At 62.2% G+C, this 14202-nt stretch carries 17 protein-coding genes; 11 read left to right on the forward strand and 6 right to left on the reverse strand.

What is annotated here, in order from left to right; genetic code table 11:
- The first annotated feature begins 9 nt into the window (after positions 1-9).
- The 3 genes from AB7951_RS05155 (at position 10) to AB7951_RS05165 (ending at position 3438) form a co-directional block, all read left to right on the forward strand.
- Positions 10-1254 (forward strand): acyl-CoA dehydrogenase, encoded by a 1245-nt coding sequence (locus AB7951_RS05155; protein WP_120291824.1) that lies wholly within the window; start codon positions 10-12, stop codon positions 1252-1254.
- 120 nt (positions 1255-1374) lie between these two features.
- Complete coding sequence (locus AB7951_RS05160) at positions 1375-2616, forward strand: acyl-CoA dehydrogenase (protein WP_120291822.1); 1242 nt, start codon at positions 1375-1377, stop codon at positions 2614-2616.
- A 144-nt stretch (positions 2617-2760) separates the two neighbouring features.
- Positions 2761-3438, forward strand: coding sequence for a nitroreductase (locus AB7951_RS05165; RefSeq protein ID WP_120291820.1), 678 nt, complete (start codon positions 2761-2763; stop codon positions 3436-3438).
- 223 nt (positions 3439-3661) lie between these two features.
- On the opposite strand, the gene AB7951_RS05170 is transcribed toward AB7951_RS05165, so the two are convergent.
- A complete protein-coding gene (locus AB7951_RS05170) occupies positions 3662-4468 on the reverse strand; it encodes an enoyl-CoA hydratase/isomerase family protein (RefSeq protein WP_120291937.1) in 807 nt (268 codons plus the stop codon).
- A 200-nt stretch (positions 4469-4668) separates the two neighbouring features.
- Here AB7951_RS05170 and AB7951_RS05175 point away from each other — a divergent pair, with 200 nt between their 5' ends.
- The 4 genes from AB7951_RS05175 (at position 4669) to AB7951_RS05190 (ending at position 7337) form a co-directional block, all read left to right on the forward strand.
- Positions 4669-5328, forward strand: a complete 660-nt coding sequence (locus AB7951_RS05175; RefSeq protein ID WP_089265467.1) for a Crp/Fnr family transcriptional regulator — start codon at positions 4669-4671, stop codon at positions 5326-5328.
- A gap of 15 nt (positions 5329-5343) precedes the next feature.
- Positions 5344-6189 (forward strand): DUF6537 domain-containing protein, encoded by an 846-nt coding sequence (locus tag AB7951_RS05180; RefSeq protein WP_120291818.1) that lies wholly within the window; start codon positions 5344-5346, stop codon positions 6187-6189.
- 170 nt (positions 6190-6359) lie between these two features.
- A complete protein-coding gene (locus AB7951_RS05185; protein WP_120291935.1) occupies positions 6360-6764 on the forward strand; it encodes a DUF3307 domain-containing protein in 405 nt (134 codons plus the stop codon).
- 156 nt (positions 6765-6920) lie between these two features.
- On the forward strand, positions 6921-7337 hold the full coding sequence (locus AB7951_RS05190; RefSeq protein ID WP_068735003.1) for a hypothetical protein: 417 nt from the start codon (positions 6921-6923) through the stop codon (positions 7335-7337).
- Positions 7338-7348: 11 nt separating this feature from the next.
- Here AB7951_RS05190 and AB7951_RS05195 read toward each other — a convergent pair whose 3' ends face one another.
- A complete protein-coding gene (locus tag AB7951_RS05195; protein ID WP_120291816.1) occupies positions 7349-7678 on the reverse strand; it encodes a YkgJ family cysteine cluster protein in 330 nt (109 codons plus the stop codon).
- Positions 7679-7738: 60 nt separating this feature from the next.
- Positions 7739-8437, reverse strand: coding sequence for a helix-turn-helix transcriptional regulator (locus AB7951_RS05200; protein ID WP_089265463.1), 699 nt, complete (start codon positions 8435-8437; stop codon positions 7739-7741).
- 104 nt (positions 8438-8541) lie between these two features.
- Between AB7951_RS05200 and AB7951_RS05205 the strand changes: the two genes are divergently transcribed.
- Positions 8542-8745, forward strand: a complete 204-nt coding sequence (locus tag AB7951_RS05205) for a hypothetical protein (RefSeq protein ID WP_120291814.1) — start codon at positions 8542-8544, stop codon at positions 8743-8745.
- A 58-nt stretch (positions 8746-8803) separates the two neighbouring features.
- Positions 8804-9529: a glutathione S-transferase family protein gene (locus AB7951_RS05210; RefSeq protein ID WP_093756850.1), complete on the forward strand. Its 726-nt coding sequence runs from the start codon at positions 8804-8806 to the stop codon at positions 9527-9529.
- A 13-nt stretch (positions 9530-9542) separates the two neighbouring features.
- On the opposite strand, the gene AB7951_RS05215 is transcribed toward AB7951_RS05210, so the two are convergent.
- Positions 9543-10169, reverse strand: coding sequence for a pyridoxamine 5'-phosphate oxidase family protein (locus tag AB7951_RS05215; RefSeq protein ID WP_120291812.1), 627 nt, complete (start codon positions 10167-10169; stop codon positions 9543-9545).
- A gap of 123 nt (positions 10170-10292) precedes the next feature.
- Here AB7951_RS05215 and AB7951_RS05220 point away from each other — a divergent pair, with 123 nt between their 5' ends.
- Positions 10293-11192, forward strand: a complete 900-nt coding sequence (locus AB7951_RS05220) for a LysR family transcriptional regulator (protein WP_120291810.1) — start codon at positions 10293-10295, stop codon at positions 11190-11192.
- A gap of 6 nt (positions 11193-11198) precedes the next feature.
- On the opposite strand, the gene AB7951_RS05225 is transcribed toward AB7951_RS05220, so the two are convergent.
- Both AB7951_RS05225 and pobA read right to left on the reverse strand, forming a co-directional pair.
- Positions 11199-11618, reverse strand: coding sequence for a PaaI family thioesterase (locus tag AB7951_RS05225; RefSeq protein ID WP_120291808.1), 420 nt, complete (start codon positions 11616-11618; stop codon positions 11199-11201).
- Between the two features lie 115 nt (positions 11619-11733).
- Positions 11734-12906: a 4-hydroxybenzoate 3-monooxygenase gene (gene pobA / locus AB7951_RS05230; RefSeq protein WP_120291806.1), complete on the reverse strand. Its 1173-nt coding sequence runs from the start codon at positions 12904-12906 to the stop codon at positions 11734-11736.
- Positions 12907-13112: 206 nt separating this feature from the next.
- On the opposite strand from pobA, the gene AB7951_RS05235 reads away from it, so the two are divergent.
- Positions 13113-14135: a TRAP transporter substrate-binding protein gene (locus AB7951_RS05235; protein WP_089265456.1), complete on the forward strand. Its 1023-nt coding sequence runs from the start codon at positions 13113-13115 to the stop codon at positions 14133-14135.
- The last annotated feature ends 67 nt before the right edge of the window (positions 14136-14202 follow it).

Genomic DNA, 14202 nt, shown 5'->3' on the forward strand with positions numbered 1-14202 from the left:
TCAATCGAGATGAATTTCGATGACACCCCGCAGGAGGCCGCGTTTCGCGCCGAGGCGAAAGCCTGGATCGCGGCCAATGCGCCGAAGCAATATGAAGACGAGCTGAAAAAGGCCGCGCTCGGCCGCATTCAGCTCAAGAGTGCGAATATTCTGGAAGTCGCGAAAGCCTGGCAGAAGAAGAAGGCCGATGCCGGCTGGGCCGTACCGCACTGGCCGAAGGACTATGGCGGTCGCGGCGCATCGCCCATCGAGCGGGTGATCTGGCAGCAGGAAGAGGGCGTGTTCGGCAAGCTCGGCGCGCTCTTCATCATCGGCCACGGCATGTGCGGCCCGACCATGATGGCCTATGCCGCCGAGGAGCATAAACGGCAGTATCTGCCGCCGCTGGCCTCTGGCGAGAAGATCTGGTGCCAGTTGTTCTCCGAACCCGCCGGCGGATCCGACGTCGCGGGTCTGCGCACCCGTGCGGAAAAGGACGGCGACGACTGGGTCATCAACGGCCAGAAGATCTGGACCTCCGGCGCGCATTACTCGGATTATGGCATCCTGATCACCCGCACCGACCCGACTGTGCCGAAGCACAAGGGCCTCACCATGTTCTTCCTGGACATGAAGAGCCCGGGCGTGGAGGTGAAGCCGATCAAGCAGGCCAACGGGCAGGCCGAGTTCAACGAGGTGTATTTCACCGACGTACGGATACCCGATGCGCAGCGCCTCGGCGCTGTGGGCGACGGCTGGAACGTGTCGCTGACCACGCTGATGAACGAGCGCATGGCGATCGGCGCCAATGTCGCCACCGGCTTCCCGGAACTGTTTGAGTTCTGCAGCAGCCTGATGCTCGACGACGGTCCTGCGATCGACAATCCCGCGGTGCGCTCCAGGCTCGCCAACTGGGCGGTGCGCGCCAGCGGCCTCCGCTACACCAGCTTCCGCGCCATCTCGGCGCTATCGCGCGGTGAACGTCCGGGTCCGGAAAACTCCATCGGTAAGCTCGTTGCCGGCGCCATGCTGCAGGATGTCGCGACCTATGCGCTCGATCTGCAGGGCGCGGCCGGCGTGCTCAACGGGCCGGAGGACGCGGAGGTCGCCGGCAAGTTCCAGGCGATGCTGCTGCGCTCGCCCGCCACGCGCGTCGAAGGCGGCACTGACGAGATCCTGCGCAACATCATCGCCGAGCGCGTGCTCGGATTGCCGGGCGACATCCGCGTCGACAAGGACGTGCCATTCAACAAGATCCCGACCAAGGGACGATAAGTCAGCCTGTAGGATGGGTAGAGCGCAGCGAAACCCATCAATGTCCGCGCAAGCCCATCGATGGGTTTGGCAAGGGCTCTACCCATCCTACGCTTTCTTTTCTCATTAAGGACGACTGCCATGAATTTCGATGACGCGCCGCAGGAAGCCGAATTCCGCGCCGTCGCGCGCAAGTGGATCGATGCCAACGCGCCCAAGGAGCTGGAGGCCGAGCTGACCAAGCCGTCGGCCAAGCGAGCCTCTGAGAAGCGCGACGCGATGCTCGATGTCGCCAAGGCGTGGCAGAAGAAGAAGGCCGATGCCGGCTGGGCCTGTCTGCATTGGCCGAAGGAATATGGCGGCCGCGGCTCGACGCCGATCGAGCGCGTGATCTGGCAACAGGAAGAGGGCGTCTATGACAAGCTCGCGCGGCCCTTCGCCATCGGGCAGGGCATGTGCGGCCCAACCGTGATGGCCTACGCTTCCGAAGACCAGAAGCGCAAATATCTGCCGCCACTGGCCTCCGGCGAGAAGGTCTGGTGTCAGCTGTTCTCCGAACCCGCCGGTGGCTCCGACGTCGCTGGCCTTCGCACCCGCGCGGAGAAGGATGGTGACGACTGGATCGTCAACGGCCAGAAGATCTGGACCTCCGGCGCGCATTACTCTGATTATGGCATCCTGATCACTCGCACCGACCCGAATGTGCCCAAGCACAAGGGTCTCACCATGTTCTTCCTGGACATGAAGAGCGAAGGCGTCGAGGTGAAGCCGATCAAGCAGGCCAATGGCATGCAGGAATTCAACGAGGTGTTCTTCACCGATGTGCGGATTCCGGATGCGCAGCGGCTCGGCGCCGTCGGTGACGGCTGGAACGTGTCGCTGACCACGCTGATGAACGAGCGCATGTCGATCGGCTCCCGCGTCGCCACGGGTTTCCCGGAATTGTTCGAGTTCTGCAGCAACCTGATGCTGGAAGACGGCCTCGCCATTGACGATCCCAATGTGCGCTCGAAACTCGCGAGCTGGGCGGTGAAGAATTCCGGTCTGAAATACACCAGCTATCGCTCGATCTCGGCGCTGTCGAAGGGCGAGCGACCGGGTCCGGAAAATTCCATCGGCAAGCTGGTCTCCGGCATGATGATGCAGGACATCGCGATGTTCGCCGCCGATCTGCAGGGCGCTTCCGGCGCGCTGGTCGGCGCCGATGCGGAAGCAGCCGGCGAATTCCAGGCGACGATCCTCGGCTCGCCATCGATGCGTATCGCCGGCGGCACCGACGAGATCCTGCGCAATATCATCGCCGAGCGCGTGCTGGGTCTGCCCGGTGATATCCGCGTCGACAAGGACGTGCCGTTCAACAAGGTCCCGACCAAGGGACGGTGATATCTCTGCCCTCATCCTGAGGAGCGTGCCACTTGGCACGCGTCTCGAAGGATGGCAACAAACTCAAGAGCCAAGCCAGCTCATGGTTCGAGACGGCGCCAATTGGCGCCTCCTCACCATGAGGGACCGAGCCAGGATGTTTCCATGACTGACGCCATCTCCACTCTCGAAACCCTTCTCGCCGGCCGCTACTCCTGCCGGGCCTACAAGACCGAGCAGGTGCCGCGCGCCATCATCGACCGCATTCTCAATGCCGCGCAGAAGACCGCGTCGTGGTGCAACAGCCAGCCGTGGCAGGTCACGATCACGTCGGGTGAAGCCACCAAGAAGTTTCGCGATGTGCTCTATCCTGTCGCGGCCGCGGGCACGCCGAATTCGGGCGACTTCCCGTTTCCGCGCGAATATCGCGGGGTCTATCTGGACCGCCGCCGCGAAAGCGGCTTCCAGCTCTACAATACGCTGGGCATCGCGCGCGGCGACAAGACGGCCTATGCCGAGCAGGCGCTGCAGAACTTCAACTTCTTCGGCGCGCCGCATGTGGCGATCATCACGTCGGATGAAGCGCTCGGCGTCTATGGCGCCGTGGACTGCGGCGGCTATGTAAACAATTTCATGCTGGCTGCGCAGGCGCTCGGCCTCGCGACCGTGCCGCAGGCGGCGTTGGCGTTTCACTCGGCCGTGGTGCGCCAGCATTTCGGCATGAGCGACGACCGCCGCGTCGTTTGCGGCATCTCGTTCGGCTATCCGGATCGCGAGCACAAGGTCAACAGCTACCGAACCAACCGCGCGCAGTTGGGCGACGTCGCGACGTTTGTGGAGTGATCCTAGCGGTCATTCCGGGGCGCGGGGGGGGGGGGGGGGGGGGGGGGGGGGGGGGGGGGGGGGGGGGGGGGGGGGGGCGGGGGGGGGGGGGGGGCGGGGGGGGGGGGGGGGGGGGGGGCCCCCCCCCCCCCCCCCGCCCCGGAATCTCGATATGCTCTATCACCGCAAGATTCCGGATTCGCGCGAGCAAGTGCTCGCTCGCCCCGCAATGACACGTAAATGACTAAAACCGCGGTGCCCGTTTCTCCGCGAACGCCTTCGTGCCTTCCTTGATCTCATCGCCCCGCATGCTGTCCCGCGCGCGCTGATCGGCGGCAGCCTCGTCCAGTTCACCGCGGGCGAATTCGTTGATCGCCTGCTTCATGCCGCGCATGGCGATCGGGGCGTTGCCGGCCAGAATCATGGCGAGCTTGTCGACTTCCTCGTCCAGCGCCTCGGTTGGCACCATGGCGGTGAGGTAGCCGATCCGCAGCAGTTCGCTGGCTTCCAGCTTCTGCGCCGTGAGAAACAATCGCTTGGCGTTGTCGACCCCGAGCCGGCTCACATAGCGTTTGATGCCGCCCTTGTAATAATGCAGCCCGAGCCGGGCGGCCGGCATGAACATCTCGCAGGTGTCGACGCCGATGCGGAAGTCGCAGGCCAGTGCCAGGTCGGTGGAGCCGCCATAGACGCCGCCATTGAGCCGGCAGATCGTCGGGAGCGCCAGGTCCTCCAGCCGGTTTGCCACGGACTCAAAGGCCGATCCGGACGAACCTTCGGCCACGGGCTTGGGCGCGCTGGCAGCCCGTTCGGAGATCGCATTGAGATCGAAGCCGGCGCTGAAAGCGCGGCCGGTGCCGGTGAGCACTAGCACCCGGACGGCGCGATTCGCCTCTACGCGATCGAACAGCTGTACCAAGATGTCCAGGTCGAGCTGGGACAGCCGGTTCAGCTTCTGGGGGCGGTTCAGGCGGATGGTGGCGCGGGGGCCGTCGATGGTCAGAATGGGGGGCGAGGACTGGTCAGATGCGGTTTCCGTCGTTTCCGACATGTTGTTCTCCTTTGGGATGCGAGCGACGGTGCCCGCACCGGCGGATCGCGTCAATCTGCGCACGACTCCGTGATTTTTGCGGGTCGCAACACGGGCTATTTTAACCAGATGGGCTATATTGCGGCTGCAAAGGCCCGGTCATTCGCGCTTCATAGTCGCGGAGGACGGTGCGGTCGTTCCTGGAAACCCGGTTTGCTCCCATGGATATGTCCTATCTCCATCACTTTGGCAGCGCCGCCGCCACGATCTTCGTGGTCGCGACCGCCACGATGCGGACGATGATTCCGCTGCGGGTGTTTGGCATCATGGCCAATGTCCTGCTAATCGCGATCTCGATCCCGACCCACAACTATCCGACCATGGCATTGCATGCGGTACTGCTGCCGCTCAACATCTACCGCCTGCGCCAGATGCTGCAATTGGTCCAGGATGTGAAAAAGTCGGTGAACTCGGACCTGTCGATGGAATGGCTGAAGCCGTTCATGACCAAGCGTCCCTGTAAGGCCGGTGAGGTGTTGTTTTACAAGGACGAGAAGGCCGAAGACATGTTCTACATCGTCAGTGGCCGTTATCGTCTCGTCGAATCCGGGATCGAATTGCCGGTCGGCGCCATTGTCGGTGAACTCGGCATGCTGTCGCCCTTGAACGAACGCACCCAGACGCTGGAATGTATCGAGCCCGGCATGGTGCTCAGCGTCAGCTACAGCCAGGTCGAAGAGCTCTACGTGCAGAATCCGGAATTCGGTTTCTTCTTCCTGCGTCTCGCCAGCGCGCGATTGTTCGAGAATATCGACAAGCTGGAAGCGCGTCTGATGAAGCAGGACGCGCCCGCATTGCCCATGGCGCCGCAGCACGCATAAGCATCAGGACGTCCCGTGGCAGGTTTCATCAACGTCATCCGCTCCACGCTCGCCGAGCTGGCGAACAGGAGCGAACCTGTAGCGCCGGTTTTGCCGGTGGGGCTGCCGGCTGCGGTGCGTCCTGTGGCGGAAGATGGCGTGGCCCTGTTGATCAACTATCAGAGCGCAGTCTACGCGCAGCTCTACAGCGACCGGCTGCGTCGCTTTGTCGGACGGCGCAACGTCAGCGACGAACTGTTTAGCGAGATTGCGCGGCTGCTCACGATGCGCATGAGCTATCACGATCCGATCCGCATCGCGCAGCTCAAGCTGCAGGAACCCGTGATGCCCGGCCGGCCGCCCGTCGTCGACAGGCGGCGTTTTCGCCTCGACGAGTTGGTGTCGGCATTGCCGGAGATCGTCGGCGATCCCCTGATGTGGGCGCTCGAGCGCATCTATTGTGCGCATCGCACGGTGCCGATCCGTTTCAGCAAGGCGAGCATCTGGGGCATCAAGCGCCTTGAGTTCGAATCCTGGCTGCGACGTTGGCGCCTGTTGTCGACGCGTTATGAAACCGAGCGCGTCTGGGTCGAACGCTGGCTGCACATGATTGATCGGGCACTGACCAAGCAGCCGGACGCGGCAATGGCCATCGTGCAGACGGCAACCATGATCGAAGGTTACGGCACGGGCTATCGGCAGGGCATGGCCGCCTGGCATCAGATCATCGACGGACTAGCCAAGCCGGCTTTCGATGGGACGCTGGTTATCACCGACCTGGCGGATGCGATCACGCGTGCCCGTGCGGTGCCGCGCGATCCGAAAGGTGACCAATTACGCAAGGCGATCGGCGAGCTCCGGGCGCATGCCGTTCTGAACTAGCGAGAAAGTGGAGCGTGCGCAGTGTTTTCCCGTCCAGGCTGGCTCTGCAGGAAGCGGTGGGTTTTCGGTTCCGCGGCGTGCATTCCCGGTTTCGGAGTGTCATAAATAGGGCGAGTGATCGGGCCGGCTAAGCGGGCCAGCCTGTCGTGACCGGTAAGAGGGACGTCAGCTTGTTGTTTCCTGCAATGTCGTCGTCGATTGCTCTGGGCGGGCTCGTCGGGTGGATGCTGATCCTCACCGTCAAGCACGTGATAGCTGATTTCCTGCTGCAGAATGCCTGGATGGCAATGGGTAAGGACCAGCGAACCGGATGGGCGCTGCCGCTGCTGGTTCATTGCGCGATCCATGGCGTCCTCACGACATTGTTTGTGGCCGTCTTGCAGCCGAAGCTCTGGTTCCTCGGACTGGTCGATTTCGCGATCCACATCACTATCGATCGCGCCAAAGGACTCTGCGTGTCGCATTTCGGCGTCACGCAGGGCCATCGCTGGTTCTGGTGGCTGATCGGCATCGATCAGGCGCTGCATCACCTGACCGACTTCTTCCTGGCCATCTTCATCGTCGCCAACAGCTGATGCGCGTTTGAACGCATCGAGTTCCAATGTGGCGGTAGCAGGGCACGGCTGCCACATTTCAAACTGTTACTCAAGAGTCGCACGCTGCCATTAAGGCTGTTGGTTAACCCTGCGTTAGGAAATTCAACCGCATCCTCATTAACGAGGAGAAACCCCATGCGGTCCAGCCGTCAAGCTTTTGAGAACGATTTTTGCCCCGTCGAGGAAGATCTGCTCGGTGCAATGTATCGTGCAAATGAAAATGGCCTGCCCCATCTCGTGGCCAGCGTTTCATCCGATGTCCGCGCGATGCTGGCTCTGTTCTGCTATCGCCGCAGTCATCTTCACGCTTTGGCAATTTCGATCGCATCGAGCTGCAGCGAGCGTGAGCTGATCGAATTCGGTGGCCGCGTTGGTTCCACGCTCTACGCGCTGTCACACGACACGGCCGTGGCGCGTCCTTCGGTGTCGGCCTATCACAACCGCAAGGCCATCACGCTGTCGACCAAGCCGCTCTCGACGCTGGCGCCGATGGATGATGATCTCGACGACGAGCTGGATGACAAGGAATTCGCTCACGCCGTCACGGCGTAAGCTGACATCAACTACTCTGCGGCTGCCAGAATTGGCAGCCCGTGCCGGTGCCGCGCCATGGCGCATTCGGGATCGCCAGGCATGCAGGTTCGGCACACGTCCGGTCTAACAGCGTAAATCCCACAGGCTGTGGCCTCTCCAACCTTACCGTTCAACGCGCTGCAGCGGTCTCCGTCGCAGCGCATTCCCGATTCGCGGTCGTTGACATATTTGGCCGGGATCAGATCGAGATCGGCATCGTCCTCGATGGTGAAACGCGGCCAGTTGCTGGAATACGAACAGCACGCACCACAGGCCTGGCACGGGCTGGCGTCGCTGATCGTGGTGGCATCGCTTGTCATGCCGCGGTTTATCCCGATCGGACCGGTTTCGCCAGCCGTGCAGATGCAGGCTCGGCTGTTTCAGGTATCCTGTGGCCGCTCCCAGCTCAGCGTCTTGCGCCATTTGCTGCGCAGCGTTTCGCGTCGCTCCGGATACTTCTCATCGAGAAAATGCGCCTCGATCGCGCGGTCGGTTCGAAAACTGCGGAAATCCTTGCGAAGCTCGCACCACGCCGCCAGCAGCCGCACGGCTTCCAGATAACCCACCGCGATCGGCCAGACGATGCGCTCGCTATCGCGACCGGCTTCGTCCCGGTAAAGCAGTCGGACCTTCTTGCCCGCATGAATATGCGCGCGCATCTGCACCATATCCATGCTGTCGGCGGTGCCGCGGAAATGCGGCCGTGCGCGGCTCGCGGGCTCCAACACGAAGGGGCGCAAGCGCTCCGGTACGGTGTCCGCGATCTTCGCGATGAGATCCTGTGCCGCCTTGGCCAATGCCGGATCGGCGTGCCCCATCACCCATTGTGCGCCGAGCACGGCGGCTTCGATCTCGTCGGGCGTCAGCATCAACGGCGGCATGTCGAAGCCGCGTTCGAGGATATAGCCCATGCCGGCTTCGCCGCGGATCGGGACGCGCTGTGCCATCAGCGTCGCGATGTCGCGATAGATCGTGCGCTTGGACGTTTCCAGTTCGGCGGCAATGGCATCCGCCGTCAACGGCTTCCGCGTGCGCCGGAGTACCTGGATGATCTGAAACAGGCGGTCTGCGCGTCTCATCGTCGTCTCTCTGTCCGTGTTGGTCCGCTGTCGATGCTGACAGCATGTTGGCAGCAGGGGGCAGTCATACAGGACCCAGGTTCAAACGAACGAAGGATTCTGCAATGACCGCTTTCGATAGCCTCGAGGCATTTTCGCATGATGACCGGCTCTGGCGCATCCGGGCATGGCTGCTGGAACGCGCCATTCTCGTCCTGTCGGGCGACCTCCGCTGGGCTCTGATCGGGCTCGGCTGGCGCATGGTCTCCACCGCGGCGGTCCAGGCGCGCGCTTGGGTCGCCGGCGTCACCCGGCGTGACGGCTGCTGACACCACGGTGGCAGCAGCGACTGCCTAGTCTCTTGTCCTTGCCACTTGGAGAAACCACATGATCGTCCTTCACGGCGCAGGTGCAGGCTTTGGCCTGCCGGAAATCAGCCCTTTCGTTACCAAGACGGAAGTCCAGCTCAAGATGGCCGGCTTGCCCTATGAGAAGCAACCGGCACGGCCGCAGGATTCGCCGAAAGGGCAAATGCCCTATATCGATGACGGCGCTGAGTGCATTGCCGACTCCACGTTTATCCGCGCCTATATCGAACGCAAATATGACGTCGATTTCGATAGGGGTCTCGATCTCGCCCAGCGCGCTCAGGCCTGGGCGATCGAGCGGATGATCGAGCATCACCTCTACTGGTCGCTGGTCGGCGTTCGCTGGGTCGATGCCGATAATTTCGCTAAGGGACCATCGCATTTCTTCGACGGCATTCCCGAAGCGCAGCGCGACGAGATTCGTGCATCCGCCCGCAAATCTGTCATTCAGAACCATCTGGCGAACGGCCTCGGCCGGCATCCTGCCGATGAGGCGCTACAACTCGCGGATCGTTCGCTGATGGCGCTATCGGTGCTGCTGGCCGGAAAGTCTCACTTGATGAGCAACCGCCCGGCCGGCGTCGATGCGACCGCATTCGGCGTTCTGGCCGGGATCATGTCGCCGTTGTTTCCGTCGCCCCTGCAGCGTCAGTTGCACCGCTACGGCAACCTCGTCACCTATGTGGATCGGATGATGGCAGAGTATTATCCCGAACACGTCTGGCAGTGCAGCGTCGCTGCCTGACGCTGGGTCGCCTTCAATGCGGCGACGCTGCCCCCTTCAGCGTCGCCAGTTCTGCTTCCAACTCCGCAATCCGCGCATCGCGCGCTGCCAGTACTGCTGCAACATCGGCGGCATCGAATTTCTGCGGGATATGCTGCGGGCAATTGGTGTCCCACGCGGCGATCGTGAACAGGATCACCTGTTCCGGCTTGGCACGATAACCTTGCGGCATTAGCGACGCCAGCAGCGCCGGATCGTCCTCGACCACCCGCGCGGTGCCCCAGAGCTTGACGCGTCGGCGATGTGCATAATCCATGATGAAGATGTTGGCCTTGGGATTCTCGGCGAGATTGCCCTGGGTGATGTATTGCCGATTGCCGCTATAGTCCGCAAAGGCCAGCGTCTGCTTGTCGAGGATCTTCACGAAGCCCTTCGGCCCGCCGCGATGTTGCATGTAAGGCTGACCGTCAGCGCTGGCGGTAGCCAGAAAGAAGCTGTTCGCCTCGGCGAGAAACGCTGCGAGATTGTCGTCGACCTCGGTGCGCCAGCCGCCGTTTTCCTCGACATGCGCATAGCCGGAACGCGACCCCTTGCGGGTCTGGATCGCCTTGACGGTCGGCGTGAAGGCAATGTCGCTGGAATAGGTGTGGATGTCTGACATGACTTACTCCCTGATTGGAGCTTGGGACGGGATGCGTTCCCGCCGCTCCAAGTTGGCTATTTCCTCGCACAAGAACAATCATCGGAATTGACACTTCATTATTGCTGGATATGAAATGGTTCGATGGATCGCATCGAAGCCATGACCGTCTTCGTCGCCGTGGCGGACCTGCAGGGGTTCGCGCCCGCGGCCCGCAAGCTCGGACTCTCCGCGTCGGCGGTCACCCGCATGGTGGCGGCGCTGGAGGAGCGCCTTGGCGCCCGCCTGCTGCAGCGGACCACGCGCTCGGTGATGCTGACGGATGTCGGCGCGCGCTATCTGCAACGAGCGCGCCAGATTCTCGCGGATATCGAGGAGGCCGAGGGCTCCGCGCAGGCCGAACGCGCTAGGCCGAGCGGGCGTCTGGTCGTCTCGGCGCCAGTCGGCTTCGGGCGGCTGCATGTGACGCCGCTGATCTCGGCCTATCTGCAGCGCTATCCCGATGTCTCGGGTGAATTGCGGCTGACCGATCGCATGGTCGGTCTGGTCGAGGACGGCATCGATGTCGCGGTGCGGATCGGCGATCTCGCCGATTCCAGCCTCGTGGCGCGCAACCTCGGCACCATGTCGCGCATCGTGGTGGCGTCGCCGGATTATCTGGCGCAGCGCGGCCAGCCGACGGTACCGGAGGATATCGCAAGGCACGACACGATCCAGTTCGGTTCGATCGCGTCAGCGCCGGAATGGCGCTTCGTGCGTGATGGTCGGGATGTTCGCATCACGCATACGCCGCGTTTCACCACCGATGTCGCCGATGCCGCCATCTGGCACGCCGAGCACGGTGGCGGCCTGACTCGCGTGCTGGCCTATCAGGCCGCGGAAGGGCTGGCGGCGGGACGGCTGAAGCGCGTGCTGACGAAGTTCGAGCCGCCGGTGGTGCCGATCCACATCGTCTATCCGACGTCGCGGTTGCTATCGGCTAAAGTGCGCGTCTTCATCGACCTCGCCGCCGAAACCTGCCAGTGGGATTTCAGCAAGCGATAGCTTTCGCTACACTTTTGGTGGGGCCACGCTGAACGTGCCATTCGCTCGGGCGCAAGGCTCGCCATCCGCTGATATCAGCGCCTGCGCAAAGCAGAGACGCTTGCCGGTCTTGATGACCTCGGTGTCGATCTGCAGCCATTGCCCGATCTGCGCGGAGCCGAGAAAATCGGCGGAGAGATTGACGGTGAGCAACCGTGTGCCGCCGCCGAGTACATGTCCGCAACTTAGGCCCATCGCATTGTCGGCCAGCGCCGTGATCAGCCCGCCATGCGCCATGCCGCGCGAATTGGTATGCGCTTCGGCGATGCGGAGACCGAGGATGACATTAGTCTCCGTCACCTTTGAATAGATCGGTTCCCACGGCGTGGTGAGGGGGCTCTTGCGATAGTGTGGCGCGAAGCCGTGGGGGATAGCGGTGTCGGTCATGGCGCATCCATCTGGATTGTTTGCGCCATAGGAGCGAAAGCACAAGCAAAGGACAGACCAACAAAGTTTTAAACGGCTTTATCCGGCCGTTTAAAACAACGCGGCGTCTACGATCCTAATACGGCAGTCCCACATAATTTTCCGCCAGCGACGCTGTCGCGACATCCGAATGTACGACATAATCCAGCTCGGCCTGCTGCAGCTTGGTGCCGAAGCCGTCATTGTCGGGGAAGCGATGCATCATCGAGGTCATCCACCACGAGAAACGCACCGCTTTCCACACGCGCTTCAGCGCGATGGCCGAATAGAAGTCGAGGCCGCTCGACGATTTCTCATCGTAGAATTCGCGTAGCGCCATCGACAGGTAATGGACGTCGGAGGCCGCGAGGTTGAGCCCCTTGGCGCCGGTCGGCGGCACGATGTGGGCGGCGTCGCCGGCCAAAAAGAGCCTTCCGAAGCGCATCGGTTCCGCGACAAAACTACGCAGCGGCGCGATACTCTTCTCCAGCGATGGGCCGGTGATGAGGCTTTCGGCGGCCTCCGTGTCGAGGCGACAGCGCAACTCGTCCCAGAACATGTCGTCGGTCCAGTTCTCGACTTTTTCGTCGAGGGAGCACTGGACGTAATATCGGCTGCGCGTCATCGAGCGCATCGAGCATAGCGCGAAGCCGCGTTCGTGATTGGTATAGATCAGCTCATGCGACACGGGCGGCGTATCCGAGAGCAGGCCGAGCCAGCCGAACGGATAGACGCGCTCGAAGGTTTGTACGGCGGAGGCCGGAACGCTCTGGCGCGAGACGCCGTGGAACCCATCACAGCCGGCAATGAAATCGCAGGCGATCTCGTGGCTTGCACCGTCCTTGACGTAGCGGACGCGGGGGCTTGTGCCGTCGAAATCATGCAGGCTGACATTGTCGGCATCATAGACCGTGGTCAGCCCGGCCTTGTCGCGGGCGTCCATCAGGTCGCGGGTGACTTCGGTCTGGCCGTAGACGGTAACGACCTTACCGCCGGATGCCTTCTTCAGGTCGAGGCGGTGGCGAATTCCGCCGAACAGAAGTTCGATCCCGTCATGGATCAGGCCTTCGTGATGCAGGCGCTCGGTAATCCCCAGCTTTTCCAAGAGGCCAACGGTGCCCTGTTCGAGCACGCCGGCGCGGATGCGGGCGAGGACATAGTCCCGATCCTTGCGCTCCAGAATAACGTTATCGATCCCATAGGCATGCAATAGTTGCCCTAGCAACATTCCAGCCGGACCAGCTCCAATGATGGCAACTTTTGTTCGCAACGCTTGCTCCCGCGGTTGATATAGGCTCTGTCGTCCGACTGAGTTGACAAGTCAAGCGGGGTCGCGACACTGGCTCCGCAACGCGTGCGATCACACCGCTTGCAACGATGATTATAACATATAACAATATTCGCAAAGGGCCATTCAAGGTCCGGTGAACAGGTTCGAGAGAACACGTCCAAACGGACGTAGAGGGAGAGACGTCGATGAAAAGGGCAATCTTTGCATTGCTGGCGGCTGGCTGTCTGACGACGGCAATGAGCCCGGCGCAGGCGCAAGACAAAACCGTCAATATGAAAGTATCGCTGTGGGTGCCGCCGGCGCATCCACTGGTGCCGGCCACGCAGGCCTGGGCGGCCGATATCGAGAAAGCCTCGGGCGGCAGCATCAAGATGTCGGTATTCCCTTCGGAACAGCTGGGCAAGGCGTTCGACCATTACGACATGGCGCGCGATGGTATCGCCGATATCACTTATGTGAATCCCGGCTATCAGCCCGGCCGTTTCCCCATCGTGGCCGCGGGCCAGCTGCCCTTCGTGTTCTCGGACGGCAAGAAGGGCACCCTCGCGCTCAACGAGTGGTATCAGAAATACGCCAAGACCGAGATGAAAGACACCAAGCTGTGCTTCGCTTTCATCCACGATCCCGGATCGATCCACGGCAAGAAGAAGATCGTCGTGCCGTCAGACCTCAACGGCGTGAAGGTCCGCCCGGCGCAGAGCACCATCGGCGAAATGGTCAAGTTGTTCGGCGGCACCAATGTGCAGGCCTCGGCGCCGGAATCGCGCGATGCGATCGAACGCGGCGTTGCCGACGAGATCGCGTTCCCGTGGGGCTCGATCTTCCTGTTCGGCATCGACAAGGTGGTGAAGTATCACATCGACGTGCCGCTCTATTCGACGGTGTTCACCTACAACATCAACCTCGCCAAGTATAATTCCATGTCCGCAGCGCAGAAGAAGATCATCGACGATCACTGCACACCGGAATGGGCCTCCAAGGTCACAGATCCCTGGGTCGACTTCGAAGCCAATGGCCGCACCAAGATGAAGGCGCTTCCGGATCACGAAGTCTACAAGCTGACGCCCGAGCAGCTCGCCGAGTGGAAGAAGGGCGTTCAACCGCTCAACGCCGCCTGGGCTGCGGCCGTGAAGAAGGCCGGCGGCGATGCCGATGCCATCGACGCCGACCTGAAGGCGATGCTGAAGAAGCACGACGCGGGGCTGTAGCTTTCCGCCGAGTCCGTTGATCGCACGGACCTCTCACCACGTCATGGCCGGGCTTGACCCGGCCATC

The sequence above is a fragment of the Tardiphaga sp. 285_C5_N1_2 genome (genome assembly GCF_052076065.1).
Taxonomy (GTDB): Bacteria; Pseudomonadota; Alphaproteobacteria; order Rhizobiales; family Xanthobacteraceae; genus Tardiphaga; species Tardiphaga robiniae.

Excerpts from the sequence above, each read along its gene's own strand:
- AB7951_RS05155 (WP_120291824.1), top strand. The coding sequence starts at position 10 with ATGAATTTCGATGACACCCCGCAGGAGGCCGCGTTTCGCGCCGAGGCG.
- AB7951_RS05160 (WP_120291822.1), top strand. The coding sequence starts at position 1,375 with ATGAATTTCGATGACGCGCCGCAGGAAGCCGAATTCCGCGCCGTCGCG.
- AB7951_RS05165 (WP_120291820.1), top strand. The coding sequence starts at position 2,761 with ATGACTGACGCCATCTCCACTCTCGAAACCCTTCTCGCCGGCCGCTAC.
- AB7951_RS05170 (WP_120291937.1), bottom strand. The coding sequence starts at position 4,468 with ATGTCGGAAACGACGGAAACCGCATCTGACCAGTCCTCGCCCCCCATT.
- AB7951_RS05175 (WP_089265467.1), top strand. The coding sequence starts at position 4,669 with ATGGATATGTCCTATCTCCATCACTTTGGCAGCGCCGCCGCCACGATC.
- AB7951_RS05190 (WP_068735003.1), top strand. The coding sequence starts at position 6,921 with ATGCGGTCCAGCCGTCAAGCTTTTGAGAACGATTTTTGCCCCGTCGAG.
- AB7951_RS05195 (WP_120291816.1), bottom strand. The coding sequence starts at position 7,678 with ATGACAAGCGATGCCACCACGATCAGCGACGCCAGCCCGTGCCAGGCC.
- AB7951_RS05200 (WP_089265463.1), bottom strand. The coding sequence starts at position 8,437 with ATGAGACGCGCAGACCGCCTGTTTCAGATCATCCAGGTACTCCGGCGC.
- AB7951_RS05205 (WP_120291814.1), top strand. The coding sequence starts at position 8,542 with ATGACCGCTTTCGATAGCCTCGAGGCATTTTCGCATGATGACCGGCTC.
- AB7951_RS05210 (WP_093756850.1), top strand. The coding sequence starts at position 8,804 with ATGATCGTCCTTCACGGCGCAGGTGCAGGCTTTGGCCTGCCGGAAATC.
- AB7951_RS05215 (WP_120291812.1), bottom strand. The coding sequence starts at position 10,169 with ATGTCAGACATCCACACCTATTCCAGCGACATTGCCTTCACGCCGACC.
- AB7951_RS05220 (WP_120291810.1), top strand. The coding sequence starts at position 10,293 with ATGGATCGCATCGAAGCCATGACCGTCTTCGTCGCCGTGGCGGACCTG.
- AB7951_RS05225 (WP_120291808.1), bottom strand. The coding sequence starts at position 11,618 with ATGACCGACACCGCTATCCCCCACGGCTTCGCGCCACACTATCGCAAG.
- AB7951_RS05235 (WP_089265456.1), top strand. The coding sequence starts at position 13,113 with ATGAAAAGGGCAATCTTTGCATTGCTGGCGGCTGGCTGTCTGACGACG.